The 16,145-nt window shown below is 66.6% G+C and carries 14 protein-coding genes; 5 read left to right on the forward strand and 9 right to left on the reverse strand.

Annotated features, from left to right (window positions below; genetic code table 11):
- Nucleotides 1–116 precede the first annotated feature (116 nt).
- From serS to ABUE31_RS04285, 4 genes are all read left to right on the forward strand, one after another.
- Complete coding sequence (serS, locus tag ABUE31_RS04270; RefSeq protein WP_367722244.1) at nucleotides 117–1,424, forward strand: serine--tRNA ligase; 1,308 nt, start codon at nucleotides 117–119, stop codon at nucleotides 1,422–1,424.
- A 2-nt stretch (nucleotides 1,425–1,426) separates the two neighbouring features.
- Nucleotides 1,427–2,185 carry a 5'/3'-nucleotidase SurE gene (gene surE / locus ABUE31_RS04275; protein ID WP_367722245.1) on the forward strand — a complete coding sequence of 253 codons (759 nt, stop codon included), beginning with the start codon at nucleotides 1,427–1,429 and terminating at the stop codon, nucleotides 2,183–2,185.
- The gene (locus tag ABUE31_RS04280) at nucleotides 2,182–2,835 is read left to right on the forward strand and encodes a protein-L-isoaspartate(D-aspartate) O-methyltransferase (RefSeq protein ID WP_367722246.1); all 654 of its coding nucleotides are present in this window, start codon (nucleotides 2,182–2,184) and stop codon (nucleotides 2,833–2,835) included. The genes surE and ABUE31_RS04280 overlap by 4 nt, the downstream gene beginning before the upstream one ends.
- 109 nt (nucleotides 2,836–2,944) lie before the next feature.
- Nucleotides 2,945–4,444: a peptidoglycan DD-metalloendopeptidase family protein gene (locus tag ABUE31_RS04285; RefSeq protein ID WP_367722247.1), complete on the forward strand. Its 1,500-nt coding sequence runs from the start codon at nucleotides 2,945–2,947 to the stop codon at nucleotides 4,442–4,444.
- Nucleotides 4,445–4,571: 127 nt separating this feature from the next.
- On the opposite strand, the gene ABUE31_RS04290 is transcribed toward ABUE31_RS04285, so the two are convergent.
- The 5 genes from ABUE31_RS04290 to ABUE31_RS04310 all read right to left on the reverse strand — a co-directional run bounded on the left by ABUE31_RS04290 (nucleotide 4,572) and on the right by ABUE31_RS04310 (nucleotide 10,929).
- Nucleotides 4,572–6,212 carry an ABC transporter ATP-binding protein gene (locus ABUE31_RS04290; protein ID WP_367722248.1) on the reverse strand — a complete coding sequence of 547 codons (1,641 nt, stop codon included), beginning with the start codon at nucleotides 6,210–6,212 and terminating at the stop codon, nucleotides 4,572–4,574.
- Nucleotides 6,209–7,066 carry an ABC transporter permease gene (locus ABUE31_RS04295; RefSeq protein WP_367722249.1) on the reverse strand — a complete coding sequence of 286 codons (858 nt, stop codon included), beginning with the start codon at nucleotides 7,064–7,066 and terminating at the stop codon, nucleotides 6,209–6,211. The genes ABUE31_RS04290 and ABUE31_RS04295 overlap by 4 nt, the downstream gene beginning before the upstream one ends.
- A complete protein-coding gene (locus ABUE31_RS04300; protein ID WP_367722250.1) occupies nucleotides 7,063–8,010 on the reverse strand; it encodes an ABC transporter permease in 948 nt (315 codons plus the stop codon). Before ABUE31_RS04300 ends, ABUE31_RS04295 begins: the two co-directional genes overlap by 4 nt.
- Nucleotides 8,011–8,059: 49 nt before the next feature.
- Nucleotides 8,060–9,538 (reverse strand): ABC transporter substrate-binding protein, encoded by a 1,479-nt coding sequence (locus ABUE31_RS04305; RefSeq protein WP_367722251.1) that lies wholly within the window; start codon nucleotides 9,536–9,538, stop codon nucleotides 8,060–8,062.
- Between the two features lie 116 nt (nucleotides 9,539–9,654).
- Nucleotides 9,655–10,929, reverse strand: a complete 1,275-nt coding sequence (locus tag ABUE31_RS04310) for an acetylornithine deacetylase/succinyl-diaminopimelate desuccinylase family protein (RefSeq protein WP_367722252.1) — start codon at nucleotides 10,927–10,929, stop codon at nucleotides 9,655–9,657.
- Between the two features lie 184 nt (nucleotides 10,930–11,113).
- Here ABUE31_RS04310 and ABUE31_RS04315 point away from each other — a divergent pair, with 184 nt between their 5' ends.
- A complete protein-coding gene (locus ABUE31_RS04315) occupies nucleotides 11,114–11,545 on the forward strand; it encodes a L,D-transpeptidase (RefSeq protein ID WP_367722253.1) in 432 nt (143 codons plus the stop codon).
- An 18-nt stretch (nucleotides 11,546–11,563) separates the two neighbouring features.
- Here the strand turns inward: ABUE31_RS04315 and ABUE31_RS04320 are convergent, their stop codons facing one another.
- The 4 genes from ABUE31_RS04320 to ABUE31_RS04335 are packed head-to-tail and all read right to left on the reverse strand — an operon-like array spanning nucleotide 11,564 to nucleotide 16,132.
- Nucleotides 11,564–12,550: a lipid A biosynthesis lauroyl acyltransferase gene (locus ABUE31_RS04320; protein ID WP_367722529.1), complete on the reverse strand. Its 987-nt coding sequence runs from the start codon at nucleotides 12,548–12,550 to the stop codon at nucleotides 11,564–11,566.
- A 25-nt stretch (nucleotides 12,551–12,575) separates the two neighbouring features.
- Nucleotides 12,576–13,604: a zinc-binding dehydrogenase gene (locus ABUE31_RS04325; RefSeq protein ID WP_367722254.1), complete on the reverse strand. Its 1,029-nt coding sequence runs from the start codon at nucleotides 13,602–13,604 to the stop codon at nucleotides 12,576–12,578.
- 45 nt (nucleotides 13,605–13,649) lie between these two features.
- The gene (locus tag ABUE31_RS04330; protein ID WP_367722255.1) at nucleotides 13,650–14,921 is read right to left on the reverse strand and encodes a beta-ketoacyl-ACP synthase; all 1,272 of its coding nucleotides are present in this window, start codon (nucleotides 14,919–14,921) and stop codon (nucleotides 13,650–13,652) included.
- Nucleotides 14,922–14,938: 17 nt separating this feature from the next.
- Entirely contained in the window at nucleotides 14,939–16,132 is a 1,194-nt protein-coding gene (locus tag ABUE31_RS04335; protein WP_367722256.1) for a beta-ketoacyl-ACP synthase, read from the reverse strand.
- Between the last annotated feature and the right edge of the window lie 13 nt (nucleotides 16,133–16,145).

Genomic DNA, 16,145 nt, shown 5'->3' on the forward strand with positions numbered 1-16,145 from the left:
TCGCGCAGGTCCGGTCCGCCGCTCCTGCAAAGGCAAGGCGGGAACGTTGGTCCAGCTTGCATCCGGACCCCACTCGGTTTAGGCCCAATCCCGCCTGTTCAGGAACGGTTCCAGCCATGCACGACATCAAATCGATTCGCGAAAACCCCGAGGCGCTTGTCGAAGCGCTGAAGAGGCGCCAGTGGTCGTCCGAGAAGGCGCAGGCGGCGGTGGCCGACCTCGTCGCCAGGGACGAGGCGCGTCGCGCCCATCTCGGCCAGTTGCAGGAGCGCCAGGAGCGCCGCAACGCCGCCTCGAAGGAGATCGGCAATGCCATGCGCTCCGGCGACGCCGCCAAGGCCGAGGAACTGAAGGGCGAGGTCACCGCGATCAAGGAATGGCTGTCGACCGCAGAAGCAAAGGAGCGGGAACTCGACCGCGCGCTCGAGGACGCCCTGGCCGTACTTCCGAACGTGCCGCTCGACGAGGTGCCAGTCGGTGCGGACGAGCACGACAATGTCGAGGTTCGCAAGGTCGGCGAGGTCAAGCCGCGGTCCATCTGGACACGCGAGCACTACGAGATCGGCGAAACCCTCGGCATGATGGATTTCGAAGGCGCCGCGAAGCTGTCGGGCAGCCGGTTCACCGTTCTGAAGGGGCAACTCGCCAGGCTGGAACGGGCGCTTGGCCAGTTCATGCTCGACCTGCACACGACCGAGCATGGCTATACCGAAGTGCAGCCGCCACTTCTGGTGCGGGACGAAGCCCTGTTCGGTACGGGCAATCTGCCGAAGTTCGAGGAAGATCTGTTCTTCACGCCGCATGGCGAGGCCCGGCTCGGTCTCGTGCCGACGGCCGAGGTTCCGCTGACCAATTTGGTGCGCGAGGAGATCATGGCGCACGACAGGCTGCCGCTGCGCTTCACGGCGCTCACGCCCTGCTTCCGCTCCGAAGCGGGCTCGGCCGGGCGCGATACGCGCGGCATGCTGCGCCAGCACCAGTTCTACAAGGTCGAACTCGTCTCGATCACCGACCAGGAGAGCTCGCGCGACGAGCACGAGCGCATGACCCAGTGCGCCGAGACGGTGCTGAAGAAGCTCGAACTGCCGTTCCGCACGGTGACGCTTTGCACCGGCGACATGGGTTTCGGCGCGCAGAAGACCTACGACATCGAGGTCTGGCTGCCCGGCCAGGACGCCTATCGCGAGATCTCCTCCTGTTCGGTCTGCGGCGACTTCCAGGCGCGACGCATGAACGCCCGCTACCGTCCGCAGGAAGGCAAGGGAACCGCCTTCGTCCACACGCTCAACGGTTCGGGCGTCGCCATCGGCCGTGCGCTGATCGCCGTCATGGAGAACTACCAGGAGCCGGACGGCAGCGTAACCATTCCTGAAGTGCTGCGGCCCTACATGGGCGGACAGACGAAGATCGAGGCAAGGACCTGAGCATGCGCATTCTGCTCACCAACGACGACGGCATCAATGCGGAAGGGCTGGCGGCCCTGGAGCGCATCGCTCGCACCATGTCCGACGACGTCTGGGTCGTCGCGCCCGAGACGGACCAGTCCGGCTACGCGCATTCGCTGTCGCTCTCCGAGCCGCTGCGCCTGCGCAAGCTCGGCGAACAGCATTTCGCGGTGCGCGGCACGCCGACCGACTGCGTGATCATGGGCGTGCGCCGCCTGCTGCCCGGCATGCCCGACCTTGTGCTCTCGGGCATCAATTCGGGGTCCAACATCGCCGACGACATCACCTATTCGGGCACCGTGGCCGGGGCGATGGAGGGCGCGCTTCTTGGCATTCCGTCGGTGGCGCTGAGCCAGGCCTACAGCGTGGACAACGGCGAGCGCTTCGTCCCATACGAAACCACCGAAGCGCTGGCGCCGGACCTGCTGAAGAAGCTGCTCGCCGTCGACCTGCCGGCCGGCGCCTTCCTCAACCTCAACTTCCCGAGCTGCAAGCCCGCCGAAGTCGAGGGCGTGCGCGTCACCAACCAGGGCAAGGTCTCCTACAACATCGACATCGAGGAGCGGGCGGACGGGCGCGGCTTCCCGTACTACTGGCTGCGTTTCGGTCGCGATATGACGGAACTGCGCGACGGCACCGACATCCATGCGGTGAAGAACAATTTCGTCTCTGTGACGCCGCTCAAGTTCGACCTGACCGCGCATGAACTGCGTGAACAGCTGGCAAGGACGCTTGGATGAACGATACCCTCGACGAGCGCGAGGCTTTTGCCTCCTTCCTGCTGCGGCTTCGCGGCAAGGGCATCGTCGCCAGGGAACTGATCGGGGCCTTCGAGGCGACGCCGCGCCATGCATTCGTGCCGGACCGCTGGCGCAGCGCCGCATGGAGCGAAGGCATGATCCCTATCGAGTGCGGCGAGGCGCTCGAGGGGCCCGACCTGCAGGCCGAGATCATCGGCGCGCTCGCCATCGAGCCGGGTCACAGGGTTCTCGAGGTCGGCTCCGGTTCGGGCTTCACGGCGGCGGTCATGTCCCGGCTTGCGGCCCGCGTCGTCACCGTCGAGCGCTACAAGACGCTGACGGAACTTGCCCGCCAGCGCTTCGAGGCGCTGGGGATCGTCAATGCGTTCGTACGCCAGGCCGACGGCTCGCAGGGGCTCGCCGCGGAAGGGCCGTTCGACCGCATCGTGGTGTGGGCGTCGTTCGACAGCCTGCCGCGCAACTTTACCGACCAGCTCGCATCCGGCGGCGTCATGATTGCGCCGATCGGTCCGGACGAGGACGTCCAGACGCTGGCGAAGCTCACCAAGATCGGCAGCCGTTTCGAGCGCGAGGATGTCGGATCGGTACGCTTCCAGCCGATCGTGCGCAGCGTCGCCGCCGCCATCTGAACCAAAAGATTGACGAAAATCCGTTTCAAACTGGAGGGGCTTAACTGACCGGTAACATTAACGCGCTTTAATCGAGACAGTTGTTTTCGAGTACGTGCGGGTCGGTGTCATGCAGGTCAGTATTTTGAGGCGCAGCGGACTGAAGCTCTCACAGGGCGCGGCAGTCCTCCTCCTGGCGGGAATGGCCGCGGGATGCAGTTCACAGGTCGCGCGCTTCGGCAGCGTCGATGACTTCATGACCGCATCGACCCCAAATCAGCGCGATATCATCCGGCCGAGCGCCCAGACCTCTGGCGCTCAGCCCTATCCCGGAAGCGGGCAGGTTGCTGCGGCGCCCGTCGATGGCGCCTATTCGGGTTCGGTGAGCCGCGGCGCGCTTGCGCCGGTCTCGACCGCGGCGGGCCAGCCGGCTCCCCTGCAAGAGCCGGTCAGGATGGCTTCCGCCCCGGCCGCGCAGCCGGTCGACGACTTCGCGACCGGCACCACGCGGCCGCAGCCGGTCATCGCCGAGGAAACCGACATCAAGGGCTGGTCGCGCGCCGGCGGCACCCGTGTCACCGTCAAGGAAGGGGAGACGGTCTACAACCTGTCGCGCCGCTTCGGGGTGCCCGCCGACGTCATCATGAAGTCGAACGGGCTGACGGAGTCGGACGGGTTGAAGGCGGGCGCAAAGATCGTCATCCCCACCTACGTCTATTCCGACCGCGCCGGTGTCTCCGCTCCCGACAACAACCCGAAGACCGCCAAGGCCAAGTCTTCGCGCGGCGATCAGCAGCCGTCCGATCCCAAGCAGTCGCAGCAGAACCTCGCGGTGCTGCCGCAGACGCCAAAGGCCAAGGACGGCGCTTCCACGGCATCGACCACGTCGGCCAGCAACAGCGACGCCAAGCCGTCCAGTGCGCCTGGCACCTACAAGGTCCAGCAGGGCGACACGCTGTCGCGCATCGCCCGCAACACCGGCGCCAGCGTGACGGCGATCAAGGAGGCGAACGGCCTTTCCGACGGCCTGATCCGCGTCGGCCAGACGCTGAAGATTCCCGGCGCCTCCGGCGGCGCGAAGGTGGCTTCCGCCGCCCCGGCGGCTACCGACAAGGTGGTGACGAACGCCACCAAGCCGGTTGAAACCGCGGCGGCGCCCAAGCAGACGAAGACCGAGCAGGTCGCCGCCTATACGCCGCCGAGGAAGACCGAGAAGGTCATCGAGCAGGCCGACGAGACCGCGCCGGACGCCACCGGCATCGGCCGCATGCGCTGGCCGGTGCGCGGCCGGGTCATCTCGCAGTACGGCAAGGGCGGCGGCAAGTCGAACGACGGCATCGACATCTCGGTGCCGGAAGGCACCTCGGTCAAGGCCGCGGAAAACGGCGTCGTCATCTATGCCGGCGACGGCCTCAAGGAATTCGGCAACACGGTCCTGGTGCGCCACGAAGACGGTCTGGTCACCGTCTACGGCCACGCCAGCGCGCTCAAGGTCAACCGTGGCGACAAGGTCAAGCGCGGCCAGGAGATCGCCGTGTCGGGCATGAGCGGCCAGACCGATGCGCCGAAGCTGCACTTCGAGGTGCGCAAGAACTCGACGCCGGTCGATCCGTCCAGCTATCTGGAATAAACCAAAAAAGCCCGCGAACCGCCTGACCTCCAGTCTGGTTCGCCCGCTTTGCCCGCCCGCAAGGGCGGGCACTTTCGTTTTGAGGCGCCGCATCCCTTTCCCAGGCGCGCCGTGCCGGCGATTTCGCCTAGCCCTGTTCCCGCATCCGATGCGCGATTGCGCGGTGGAGGTCGGGTGCGGCCTCGACAAGCGCCCGCGCGGCCGCAGTCTGCGGATCCGACAGGACGTCCGCCGTGCTGCCGGTCTCGACGATGCGGCCCTCGTCCATCACCATGACCTCGTCGGTGATGGCCCGCGCCACGGTCAAATCATGCGTGATGAACAGGTAGGCGACGCCGAGCCGCTGGTTCAGATCGGCGAACAGGTCGAGGATCTGTGCGCGGATCGAGACGTCGAGAGCCGAAACCGGTTCGTCCGCCACGACGAGTTTCGGCCGCGTGATGATCGCCCGGGCGATCGACAGGCGCTGGCGCTGTCCGCCGGAAAATTCGTGCGGATATCGCTGCATGTCGGCGGGCTTCAGGCCCACTTCGTGTAGCGCCTGCGCCACCAGTTCCCGGCGCTCCGCGCTGGCCGGCCTTTTCTCGAGCAGGTGCAGCGGCTCGCCAACCAGCCATTCGACCGTGCGGCGGGGGTTGAAGGAACCGTAGGGGTCCTGGAACACGACCTGCAGGTCGCGGCGCGCCGTCCGCAACGCCGCCTGGTCGCGTCCGGTGATCGTCTCGCCGCGAAAGGCGATCGTTCCCGATGTCGGTTCGTCGAGCGCCAGGATGATCCTTGCAAGCGTCGACTTTCCGCAGCCCGAACGTCCCACCAGGGCAATGGAGCGCCCCGCGTCCAGCGTGAAGCTGACGTCGTCGACCGCGCGGACCGGCGCCGGCTTGCGGAACAGGCCGCTGCGGCGGCCCGGATAGTCTCGGCTGACATTTTCGACCGCGAGCAGGGCGCCTGCGCGACCATCGGCGTCCGCGGCCTGCCTGGCGAGCGCCGGCTGCCGTGCCGGGACATGCATCGACGCAAGCGCCAGCTGCCGCGTATAGGGATGCCTCTGCGCCGACAGGGTTTCGGCCGTTTCGCCTGCATCAACCACCTCGCCGCCGCGCAGGATGGTGATCCGGTCCGCCATCTCCGTGACGACAGCCAGATCGTGCGAGATAAGCATAAGACCCATGCGGTTTTCGTCCACGAGGTCGCGAAGCAGTTGCAGGATCTGCGCCTGCAGGACCACGTCGAGCGCCGTCGTCGGTTCGTCGGCGATCAGGAGCTTCGGTTTGAGCGCGCAGGCGATGGCGATCACGACGCGCTGGCGTTGCCCGCCCGACAGCTCGTGCGGATAGCGCTCGGGTGGGAATTTCGTCGCCGGCAGGCCGACGCGGTCGAGCATCCGGCGTGCCGCCGCCCCTGCGTCGGCCCGGTTCGCGCCGGTGTGCCAGCGAATGCCCTCCGCGACCTGCTCGCCGATCGTCTTCAGGGGATTGAGGGCGGTCATCGGTTCCTGGAACACCATGCCGATGTCGTCGCCGCGCAGTGCGCACATGCGCTCTTCGGTGGCCCCCAGGATGTCGATGCCGCCGAAGGAGATGCGCCCGGAAACGCTGGCGTCGTCGGGAAGCAGCTTCATCACCGAAAGAGCCGTGATCGATTTGCCCGAACCGGACTCGCCAACCAGCCCCAGCACCTCGCCTGCCGCGACCGAGAGGTCTACGCCCTTCAGGATCGGCGTGCCGCCGATATCGAGCGAGAGATCCTCGATTTCGAGAACGTTCATCGCCTGCGCCTGAGCTTCGGGTCGAGCGTGTCGGCGATGCCGTCGCCGATCAGGTTGAGGCCGAGCACCGTGACGGCGATCGCCATTCCGGGGACGATGGCGAGATAGGGCGCGACGATCATCCGGGTCTGGGCGTCGAACAGCATGCGGCCCCAACTCGGCATTGGCGGCTGCGCGCCGAGCCCGATGTAGGAGAGCCCGGCTTCGGCGAGGATGCCGAGCGCGAACTGTATGGTTCCTTGAACCAGGAGCAGGCTCGCGATGTTGGGCAGGATGTGCTCGACGGTAATCTGGGCCTTGCCCTTGCCGGCGGCGCGGGCGGCGAGGACGAACTCGCGCGGCCAGAGCGAGAGGGCCCCGGCGCGCGCGACGCGCGCAAACACCGGGATGTTGAAGATGCCGATGGCGATGATGGCGTTGACCGCGCCGGGGCCGAAGACGGCGGTGATCATGATTGCCGACAGGAGCGCCGGAAAGGCGAAAACGACGTCGTTGAGGCGCATCAGCGCATCGTCCACATAGCCGCCCCGCGCCGCAGCCCAGCAGCCGAGCGGCACGCCGATGCCCATGCCGATGCCGACCGCGACGAGCGCCACGGCAATCGAATTGCGCGCGCCGACCATGATCATCGAGAGCACGTCGCGGCCGAACTGGTCGGTGCCGAAAAGATGGGCGGCCGATGGCGGCAACATGCGGTCGGCCACCACCAGCCGCGTCACGTCGTAGGGCGTCCAGGCGAAGGACAGAAGCGCCATGGCGGCGACCAGCGCCGTGATGGCGAAGCCGGCGAGGAACGACCGGTTCGAGAAGGCCCGTGCCAGGAAGTGCCGATCGGCGGCTATTCCGTCGCTCATGACCGCACCCGGAGCCTGGGGTCGACGATGGCGTAGGAGAGGTCGACCACCAGGTTGATCACGATGATGGTCGCGACCAGCAGCATGACGACGCTCTCGACGACGATCAGGTCACGCTGGTTGATGGCCTGCAGGACGAGGCGGCCGAGGCCGGGCAGGTAGAACACGTTCTCGATGATGATCGTGCCGGCCAGCAGGAAGGCGAACTGCAGCCCGAGGATGGTAAGGACGGGCAGCATGGCGTTGCGCAGGGCATGGCGACGCAGCACAGTCGCCCTCGGCAGGCCCTTGGCGCGTGCCGTGCGTATGAAGTCCTCGCCGAGCACCTCGACGAGCGCCGAGCGGGTGACACGCGCGAGGATCGCGGCCTGGGGCAGGGCGAGGGCAAGGGCAGGCAGGACGAGCGCCTTCAAGGCGGGCCAGATGCCGGCGCCCCAGCCCGGGAAGCCGCCTGCCGGCACAAGCCGCAACCACACCGCGAAGACATAGACCAGGAGAAGCGCGAACCAGAAGTTGGGGACGGCCACACCTAGTTGCGAGAGGGTCATGGCGACGGTGTCGCCGACGCGGCCGCGACGCGCGGCGGCGAACAGGCCGACCGGGATTGCGATCGCCGCCGACAGGCCGAGCGAGATCAGGGCCAGCGGAAGGGAAACGGCCGCGCGTTCGGCGACCAGGTCGATCACCGGGACCGAATAGGTATAGGAGCGGCCGAAATCGAGGCTGAGGAGACCGCCCGCCCACTGGAGGTAGCGCACGACAAAACCCTGATCGAGGCCCATCTGCGTCCGCAGGGCCTGCACGGCGTCGTCGGTGGCGTTCATCCCGAGCATCAGCCGGGCGGCATCGCCCGGCAGGACTTCGAGGACGGAAAAGACCACGACCGACGCCACGACCAGCGTCAGCAGGCCGGACAAGACGCGCTTAAGGAGGTACCCGGTCATGTCGCCACACGGTTTCCAGCGTCCCGCAACGACGGGGAGGCCGGTGCGGCTATTCCATCCACTTCACCTTCGTCAGGTCGTTCGCCTGGATCGGCGAATTCTCCCAGAGCCCTTCGACCTTGGCATCCCAGATGCCGATCTTCGGCAGTTCGAACAGGAACCCGTTGACGGCGTCGTCGGCGAGGATCTTCTGTGCCTGGCCGTAGAGCGCGTTGCGCTTGGCCACGTCCGAGGTGAGGTTGAGTTCCTCGATCACCTTGTCGAAGGCGGGGTTGTCGTAGTTGAAGTAGTACTCCTTGCGCGCATAGATGCCGATGTCGTTGGGCTCGGTGTGCGACACGATCGAAAGGTCGTAGTCCTTCTCGGTGAAGACCTGCTTCAGCCAGTCCGCCCATTCCACCGGAATGATCTCGGCCTCGATGCCGATCTCGCGCAGTTGCGAGGCGATGATCTGGCCGCCGTCGCGGGCATAGCCGACCGGCGGGAGTTTCAGGGTCGTCTTGAAGCCGCTCTCGAGTCCGGCCTCCTTGAGCAATTCCTTCGCCTTCGCGGGATCGTAGGGATAGGTGCCGGTGAGGTCGACATAGGCCTCGTTGGCGGGCGAAAAGTGCGAGCCGATGGGAACGCCGAACCCGCCCGAGGCACCGTCGATGATGGCCTTGCGGTCGATGGCGTGAGCGATTGCCTGGCGAACCTTCAGATTGTCGAACGGCGGCTTCTTGTTGTTGGTGGCGAGGATGGTTTCGCCTTCGGTCGAGCCGATCACGACCTTGAAGCGCGGGTCGGACTGGACCTGGGGCAGCGCGTCGCCCAGCTGGAAGTTGGGCAGCGCCTGCACGTCGCCCGAAAGCAGCGCCGGAACGGCTGCGGCCGCGTCGGGAATGATGCGGAATTCGGCCTTTTCCAGCGCCGCCGGCTCGCCCCAGTACCCATCGGCCCGGACGAGCGTGATCGACGAGCCTTTGGCCCAGTTGTCGAACTTGAACGGGCCGGTGCCGACCGGCTTCTCCTTGTTCGTGTCGGCAGACTCGGGGGCAACGATCACCGCATCGCCCCATCCCATGTTGTACGGGAACGAGCCCTGAGGGGTGCCGAGCGTCACCGTGACCGTGGCCGGGTCGACGACGTCGACCGATTCGATCGCCGCGAACAGCGCCTTTTGCGCATTGGTCGAATCGTCGGCGCGCGCGCGGTCGAGCGTAAACTTCACGTCGGCGGCGTCGAAGTCCGTGCCGTCGTGGAATTTCACGCCGGTCCTCAGCTTGAAGGTATAGAGCTTGCCGTCGTCGGACACCGTCCAGCTTTCGGCGAGCGCCGGCAGTACCTCGCCGCGCGAGCCGATGCGGGTCAGGCCTTCGAACACGTTGGCGTAGAGCACTTCGTCGATGGCGGCGGCGGCGCCTGCCGTCGGGTCGAGATGCGGCGGCTCCAGCGGCATGCCGAGCACGAGGTCGGCACGCGCGGCCAAGGCCGGTCCAGAGGCAAGCGCCACGACGGCTGCTGCGGCAACTGACTTCCAGATGTTCATGGCGGCTCTCCCGTTGCTTTGGCCGCGCGGATAGAAGCGCGATTTCGAAGATCAGTAAATCGGGTTTCTGCCAAAGCCGTCGCAGAGACCCGGTGCGGTTCGAATATCAGAGGCCTTCAACGGCCGCTTGCGCCGAGCAACCGGCCCAGGCCGACGGCCATCACCTTGGCGGATTCCACCATGTCGGCGACGCCGACCCACTCGTCCGGCCGGTGCGCCAGGTCGAGAATGCCGGGCCCGTAGGCGATGCAGTCGTGGAGATGGCCGATTCGCGTCACATGCTTCTGGTCATAGGTTCCCGGCGAGATGACATATTCGGGCTCGCGGCCAAAGACTTCACGAATGCCCTGGGCGACCGCCTCGGCGACCGGCGCATCGCGTTCGGTCATCAGGGGAAGGACCTCCATGATGTCGCGGATGGAGTAGTCGAACTTGCTGCGGCTGCCTTTCAGGCGGTCGAGGAGCGTGACGATCTCGTCCTTGACCTCGGCCAGGGTCTCCTCGAGCAGGAAGCGCCGATCGATCACCATTCTGCAGGAGTCCGGCACATTGGGCGAGGGCAGGCCGCTGTAGTCGTCGGTCTGGCCGCCATGGATCGCGTTGATGTTCATTGTCGAGCGCCGCGCGCCTTCCGGCACCACCGGCATCCGGGTCCGCTTCTGGTCGAGCGCCGGATAGAGTTCGTCCTCGAAAGCCCGGATGACCGCGCCCATGTGGCGGACCGCGCAGTCGCCCAGGAACGGCATCGATCCATGCGCCATCTCGCCCCGCGTCTCGATCTCGGCCCACCAGACTCCGCGGTGGCCCAGGCAGATCCGATCCTTGTTGAGCGGTTCGGGGATGATGACGTGGTCGACTTTCGGCCTGGAGAAATAACCCTGCTTGGCGAGATGGGCGACGCCGCCGAACCCGCCCGATTCCTCGTCGACCGTCCCCGAGATCTCGATGGCGCCCGGGAAATCCGGATAGACGTCCATGAAGGATTCGACCGCGATGATGGACGCCGCCAGCCCTCCCTTCATGTCGCAGGCGCCGCGACCATAGACGCGCCCATCCCTGATCAGACCCGCGAAGGGGTCCATAGTCCAGCCTTCTCCGGCCTCGACCACGTCGATGTGCGAGTTGAAATGCACGGCCGACCCGCGCGAGCGTCCGTCGAAGCGGGCCACGACGTTCACCCGCGGATAGCGGTCGCTGTCGCCGGGCGCCCCTTCTGCCCGGATGTACTCGACCCCGAAGCCCCGCTTGCGCAGGCGTTCGCCGATGAATTCCGCGCAGGGGCGGTAGGCGTCTCCGGGCGGGTTGACGGTCGGAAAACGGATCAGGTCGGCGGCAAGCGCCGCCAGTTCTTCGGTTCTGTCTTCGATGGTCTTGGAAAGCCGCTCATCCATGGCGCGAATTGAGCAGGCTCGCCGGCCTGTTGGCAAGGCTGACGTTGCGGCATTGCAACTGTCACGCGAATTTGTGCCGCGTTTGCCCGATCCGGTTGGAGATTTGCTTGGAGCATCGGCCGCGATCGTAGTTTAATGGGGGCAGCGGTCGAATTCCGTCAAAACCGGGCAGGGGGACTGTCATATGAAAAAATCCATCCTGATGGCTATGGCGGTGGCAGCAACGCTGGCTGCCACGACCCTGCAGGGCTGGAGCGCCAGCCTCGTCGCCCGCATCGATGTTTCCAGCCAGACGATGACGGTCAGCAAGAACGGCCGCGTCATTCATCGCTGGAAGGTCTCGACCGCGCGTCCCGGTTACTGGACGCCACGCGGAACCTGGAGCCCGAAGCGCCTGCACCGGATGTGGTACTCGCGCAAATACGACATGTCGCCGATGCCGTATTCGGTGTTCTACAACGGCGGCTACGCCATTCACGGTACGAACTACGTGAAGAGCCTCGGACGGCCGGCATCGCATGGCTGCATCCGGCTGCAGACGGGGAATGCGGCGACTTTCTATTCGCTCGTCCAGCAGGTCGGCCGCTCGAATACGCGGATCACCGTCGTCAACTGAAGTCCGCCCGGCACGAGCCTAGCTCCGGGCGCTCTGCGTGCCCCGGCCGTTCTTCCGGCTTCGCTTCTGCCGCCGGCTGATGGCCCATCGCTTGTGGAACCACATCCACTGGCCCGGGTGCTCGCGCACCCAGCCCTCGACGAGGTCGTTGAGGCGCTGCGTCGCTGCTTCGATGTCGATGACGCCGTCGGCGTTGCGCGGCAGTTCCAGCGCCTCGTGGATCTCCAGCCGATACCGGTTGCCGGGCAGCCGAATGCACCGGGCCGGATGCACGGGGCACTCGAAACGGCGTGCGAGCATCGGCACGACCGGATTTGTCTGGCACTCGCGACCGAAGAACTGTCCGGGGACGCCGTCGATGAACTTCTGGTCGACCAGTGCGCCGACGTTGCCGCCCCTTTCCAGGATGGAGGCGAGCGCGAACGCGGCGCCTGCGCGCGTCTCGAGAAGTTCGCCCATGGTCGAGCGTCGCGTGGAGAGGACGTAGTCGGCGATGTAGGGGTTGTTCGGTGGCCGAAACAGCGCCGTCACCTTGAGGCCATGCACCGCGGCGGCGATCGGCAGCAGTTCGAAGTTTCCGAGATGACCCGTGACAAGGATGTGCGGCTTGTTTTCCGCCGCCAGCCGCACGAAGAGATCCTCGCCTACGATCTCGATGCGGCCTGACTGCCGGTTGGCGGGGTCGAAGTCGAACAACTGGTCGAGGAAGATGTATTCCGCCGCCAGACGGGCCATGTTGTCCCACATGTCCAGTGCGATCGCCTCGATCTCCTCGGCGGACTTTTCGGGGTAGGCGTTGCGCAGGTTGTCGACGGCGGTGCGATGGCGGCCGAACCAGGGGCCGATCCGGCGTGCCGCCGCAGCGGCGAAATCGAGAGCCCTGTCCGGCGGCAGCTTGCGCAGCGACCAGAGCGCCCCCATCGCGACGCGCGCGATCAGCCAGTGGTTGGCACGGCGCGCGAAAAGCGTGGCGCGGCGCAGGAAGCCATAGCGCAGGCTTGCGATCGTGCTGCGCGCCAAGCGTCGCCCCTCAGCCGACGCGCAGGATGATCTTGCCGAAGACGTCCCGGCTTTCCATCCGCTTCAGCGCATCGCCGATGCTGGTGAAATCCACTTCGGTGTCGATCACGGGCGTCACGAGCCCGGCCGCCATCTTCTGCATGGCGTTCGCCATGTTCTCCATGCGGCAGCCGAATGACCCTAAGATCTTGAGCTGCTGCTGGAACAGCTGCATCAGGTTCATGCTCGTCGATACGCCCGAGGTGGAACCGCAGATCACCAGCCTGCCGCCGCGCTTCAGCGACAGCATCGAGCCGGCCCAGGTGTCCGCGCCGACATGTTCGAACACCACATCGACGCCCTTCTTGCGGGTCAGCTTGCGCACGACGCCCTCGAAGCGATCCTCGCGATAGTTGATCACGTGGTCGGCGCCGAGCGCCGCCGCCTTGGCCATCTTGTCGGCCGAGCCGACCGTGGTGATGACGGTGCAGCCCATCTTGCGGGCGAGTTGGATAGCCGCCGTACCGATGCCGGAGCCGCCGGCATGGACGAGGATGGTTTCGCCCGGCTGGAGCCTGGCGTTGTCGAACAGCATGTGCTCGACCGTGCCGAAGGTGACAGGAGCAACGGCCGCGCCGACCGCGTCTACGCCGGGCGGTGCGGGCACCAGCAGGCGCGCAGGCAGGTTGATCTTCTCCTGCGCGAAGCCGTCAAGATGGAAACCGTGCACGCCAGACACGTGCTCGCAGAGATTGTCGCGGCCTTCGCTGCACGGACGGCAGAGCCCGCATGTCCGCGCGCCGTATATCGAGACCAGCTGGCCGGGCGCCAGCCCCGAAACGCCGGGGCCGACCGCCTCCACTTCGCCGGAAGCCTCGGCGCCGATCGTCAGCGGCAGCTTGCGCTTGGCGAAGGCCATGCCGCGCCATCCCCAGACGTCGATATGGTTCAGCGCGACAGCCTTCACGGACAGCGTCACCTCGCCAAGCCCGGGCGGGGGCGGGGGGGCGACGTCGACCGTTTCGAGCCTGCGGTCCTCGATCAGCTGCAATGCGCGCATTTGGCCGGTCAAACTTCCCTGTGTCTCGGAGGTCAGGGCGTCCGCTTAGACGGGTTCCCGCGCCAACACAAGGCAGGTGTTCTGGCCACCGAAGCCGAAGGAATTGGAAAGCACGGTCTTCACGTCGGCCGAACGCTTCACGTTCGGCACCACGTCGAGGTCGATCGCAGGGTCCGGATTGTCGTAGTTGATGGTCGGGGGGATGACGCCTTCGCGCATCGTCATCAGCGAAAACGCCGCCTCGACCGCGCCTGCCGCCGACAGGGTATGGCCGATCATCGACTTGTTGGAGGAGATGGGAAGGCTGCGGATACGCTCGCCGAAGACCGTGGAGAGCGACAGGTGCTCCATCTTGTCGTTTTCGGGCGTCGAGGTTCCGTGGGCGTTGACATAGCCGATCTCGTCTTCGGAGAGGCCCGCGTCGGAAAGTGCCGCGCGCACCGCTGCGATGGCGGGCGAGCCGTCGGGCTTGGAGCGGGTGCGATGGAAATCGTCGGCCCGTTCGCCGCATCCGCGCAGGATGCCCAACACGGTTGCGCCGCGCGCAAGCGCGCTGTCGAGCGACTCCAGGACGAGTGCCGCGGCGCCTTCCGCGATCACGAACCCGTCGCGGTCGCGGGAAAACGGCTTCGATGCCTTTTCCGGGACGTCGTTCTGGGTCGACAGGGCCGAGAGCAGCGAGAAGCGGATCAGCGCCTCGGCGGTCACCGAACCGTCGGCGCCGATCGACAGCGCCCGGTCGCATTCGCCCCTGCGGATTGCCTCGACGCCGAGCTGGATGGCCGTGGCGCCCGACGCGCAGGCGGTCGACAGCGTGATGGGCAGGCCGCGCGTGCCAAAGGTGTCGGCCAGGCGATCGGCGATCGATCCGAACTGCGAAGTCTCGAAGATATCAAGCGAATTCAGCCCGCGGGCGATCTCGAGGACCCGGTCCGGCGCGGGGCCTTCATGGCCGGCGGCGTAGAGGTCGAAGCGGTCCTTCCAGTCGAGCTCGACCGGGGGCGACGCCAGGAAAAGCTGGCCTCCGAAATCGTTGGTCGACAGGCCGGATTCACCGATCGCCTCGCGCGCCGCGGTCTCGGCGAGTTCGTAGGTCAGCGGGCTTGCCCCCTTCGAGCTCGATTCGAGGAAGTCCACGGTGCCGCAGATCCGCGTGTTGAGGTGGTCTGTCGGAAACCGCGTGATGGGGTGGATGCCCGACCGGCCCGAGGTGAGGGCGGACCAGTTGTCCTCCTTGCCGACGCCGAGCGAGGTGACGATGCCGACGCCGGTTACGGCGACGACCGGCCTTCCAAGGTGATCCGTCAGCTTAGCCATGCCTGGTTCCTCGATGGTCAGTCGGCCGCCAGAACGCGCACGACACCCTCAAACTGGTGATAGCCAACCGACGTTGCAAGGACAGAATCCAAGTCGCCGGCGAACCCCTTCTCGACGTCGGCGTCGAACGGCGGGTAGCCGGCGCGATTGTGCACCGCCAGCGCCGCGAGCGCGACCGCGAAGGGAAACTGCGCTTCCTTCAGGTGGCCGACGACGCCCGAGAGCCCGCGCAGGGCGACATTCGGAGCGGCGTCGAAGGCCGATTTCTCGGCGGCGGTGGCGGCGTGCGCGCCGGAGGCGCCGGATATCGCCAGTTCCTGCCTGTCTTGCGGCAGTCCCGACCGTGCGACGAGCCCGGCGATCACGTCGACCAGGCTTTCCTTGCGCCGCCGCGCCCGCTCCGAGAACACCGGGCCAAGCTGCGCATAGGGCTTTCGGCCACGCTTCTCGGCATGCGCGCGCGATTCGAGGACGAGGAAGGCGGCGCCGGAGCCGGTGATCACCCCGCCGCCCTCGCTGCCCTGTCGCTGCCAGACCGGCTTCCAGGGTCCGCGGTGAAGGTAGCCGGCCAGTTCGTAGCCGAGCAGCATGTCGTGATGCTCGGTCTGGAAGGCGGCGCCGACCAGCATGTGCGACGACTGGCCGGAACGGACCCTCGCGGCCGCGGTTTCGACCGCCGAGACGCCTGCGCCTTCCTCGCCCATGAAGGTGCGCGAAGAGCCGGTGACCTTGTGGACGATCGAGATGTTGCCGGCGAGCAGGTTGGAAAGCTGGGCCAGGAACAGGGTCGGGCGCAGGTCGGTGGTCAGCTTCTCGTTGAGCAGGACGTCGCGGTCATTGCGGGCCGTCGACGCCTCGAGGATCAGCGAGTCCACCGCCTCGTCGCGTTCGCCGCCGCCGGCGGCCACCACCATGTCCATCGTCGCGCAGAGCGTCTCGTCGGACTTGATCGCCGCGTCGTCCAGGGCGAGCCCGGCCGCATAGGTGCCGAGACGCTGCCAGGTTTCCATCTGCCGCTGGTCGCCGCGCTTGGGGATCTGAAGCCCCCAGTCGATGGTGGGCAGCGGGTGGATGACGTAGGGGGCGAAACGCTGATCGTCGGTCACCGCCTCGGGCCGGTCGGCCGTCAGCGCGCGCCAATGCGCATCGACGCCTTCGCCGAGCGAGGAAACCAGCCCGATGCCGGTGATGAGGACGTCGTTGGGGTTCATGGCGCGCCGTTTC

This window comes from Mesorhizobium marinum, from assembly GCF_040813675.1.
Taxonomy (GTDB): domain Bacteria; phylum Pseudomonadota; class Alphaproteobacteria; order Rhizobiales; family Rhizobiaceae; genus Mesorhizobium_K; species Mesorhizobium_K marinum.

What these genes read in the sequence shown, in the direction of transcription:
- ABUE31_RS04315 (WP_367722253.1), top strand. Translation starts at nt 11,114, where the DNA reads ATGAAAAAATCCATCCTGATGGCTATGGCGGTGGCAGCAACGCTGGCT.
- ABUE31_RS04325 (WP_367722254.1), bottom strand. Translation starts at nt 13,604, where the DNA reads ATGCGCGCATTGCAGCTGATCGAGGACCGCAGGCTCGAAACGGTCGAC.
- ABUE31_RS04335 (WP_367722256.1), bottom strand. Translation starts at nt 16,132, where the DNA reads ATGAACCCCAACGACGTCCTCATCACCGGCATCGGGCTGGTTTCCTCG.
- ABUE31_RS04295 (WP_367722249.1), bottom strand. Translation starts at nt 7,066, where the DNA reads ATGAGCGACGGAATAGCCGCCGATCGGCACTTCCTGGCACGGGCCTTC.
- ABUE31_RS04290 (WP_367722248.1), bottom strand. Translation starts at nt 6,212, where the DNA reads ATGAACGTTCTCGAAATCGAGGATCTCTCGCTCGATATCGGCGGCACG.
- ABUE31_RS04330 (WP_367722255.1), bottom strand. Translation starts at nt 14,921, where the DNA reads ATGGCTAAGCTGACGGATCACCTTGGAAGGCCGGTCGTCGCCGTAACC.
- ABUE31_RS04310 (WP_367722252.1), bottom strand. Translation starts at nt 10,929, where the DNA reads ATGGATGAGCGGCTTTCCAAGACCATCGAAGACAGAACCGAAGAACTG.
- ABUE31_RS04305 (WP_367722251.1), bottom strand. Translation starts at nt 9,538, where the DNA reads ATGAACATCTGGAAGTCAGTTGCCGCAGCAGCCGTCGTGGCGCTTGCC.
- serS (WP_367722244.1), top strand. Translation starts at nt 117, where the DNA reads ATGCACGACATCAAATCGATTCGCGAAAACCCCGAGGCGCTTGTCGAA.
- surE (WP_367722245.1), top strand. Translation starts at nt 1,427, where the DNA reads ATGCGCATTCTGCTCACCAACGACGACGGCATCAATGCGGAAGGGCTG.
- ABUE31_RS04300 (WP_367722250.1), bottom strand. Translation starts at nt 8,010, where the DNA reads ATGACCGGGTACCTCCTTAAGCGCGTCTTGTCCGGCCTGCTGACGCTG.
- ABUE31_RS04280 (WP_367722246.1), top strand. Translation starts at nt 2,182, where the DNA reads ATGAACGATACCCTCGACGAGCGCGAGGCTTTTGCCTCCTTCCTGCTG.
- ABUE31_RS04285 (WP_367722247.1), top strand. Translation starts at nt 2,945, where the DNA reads ATGCAGGTCAGTATTTTGAGGCGCAGCGGACTGAAGCTCTCACAGGGC.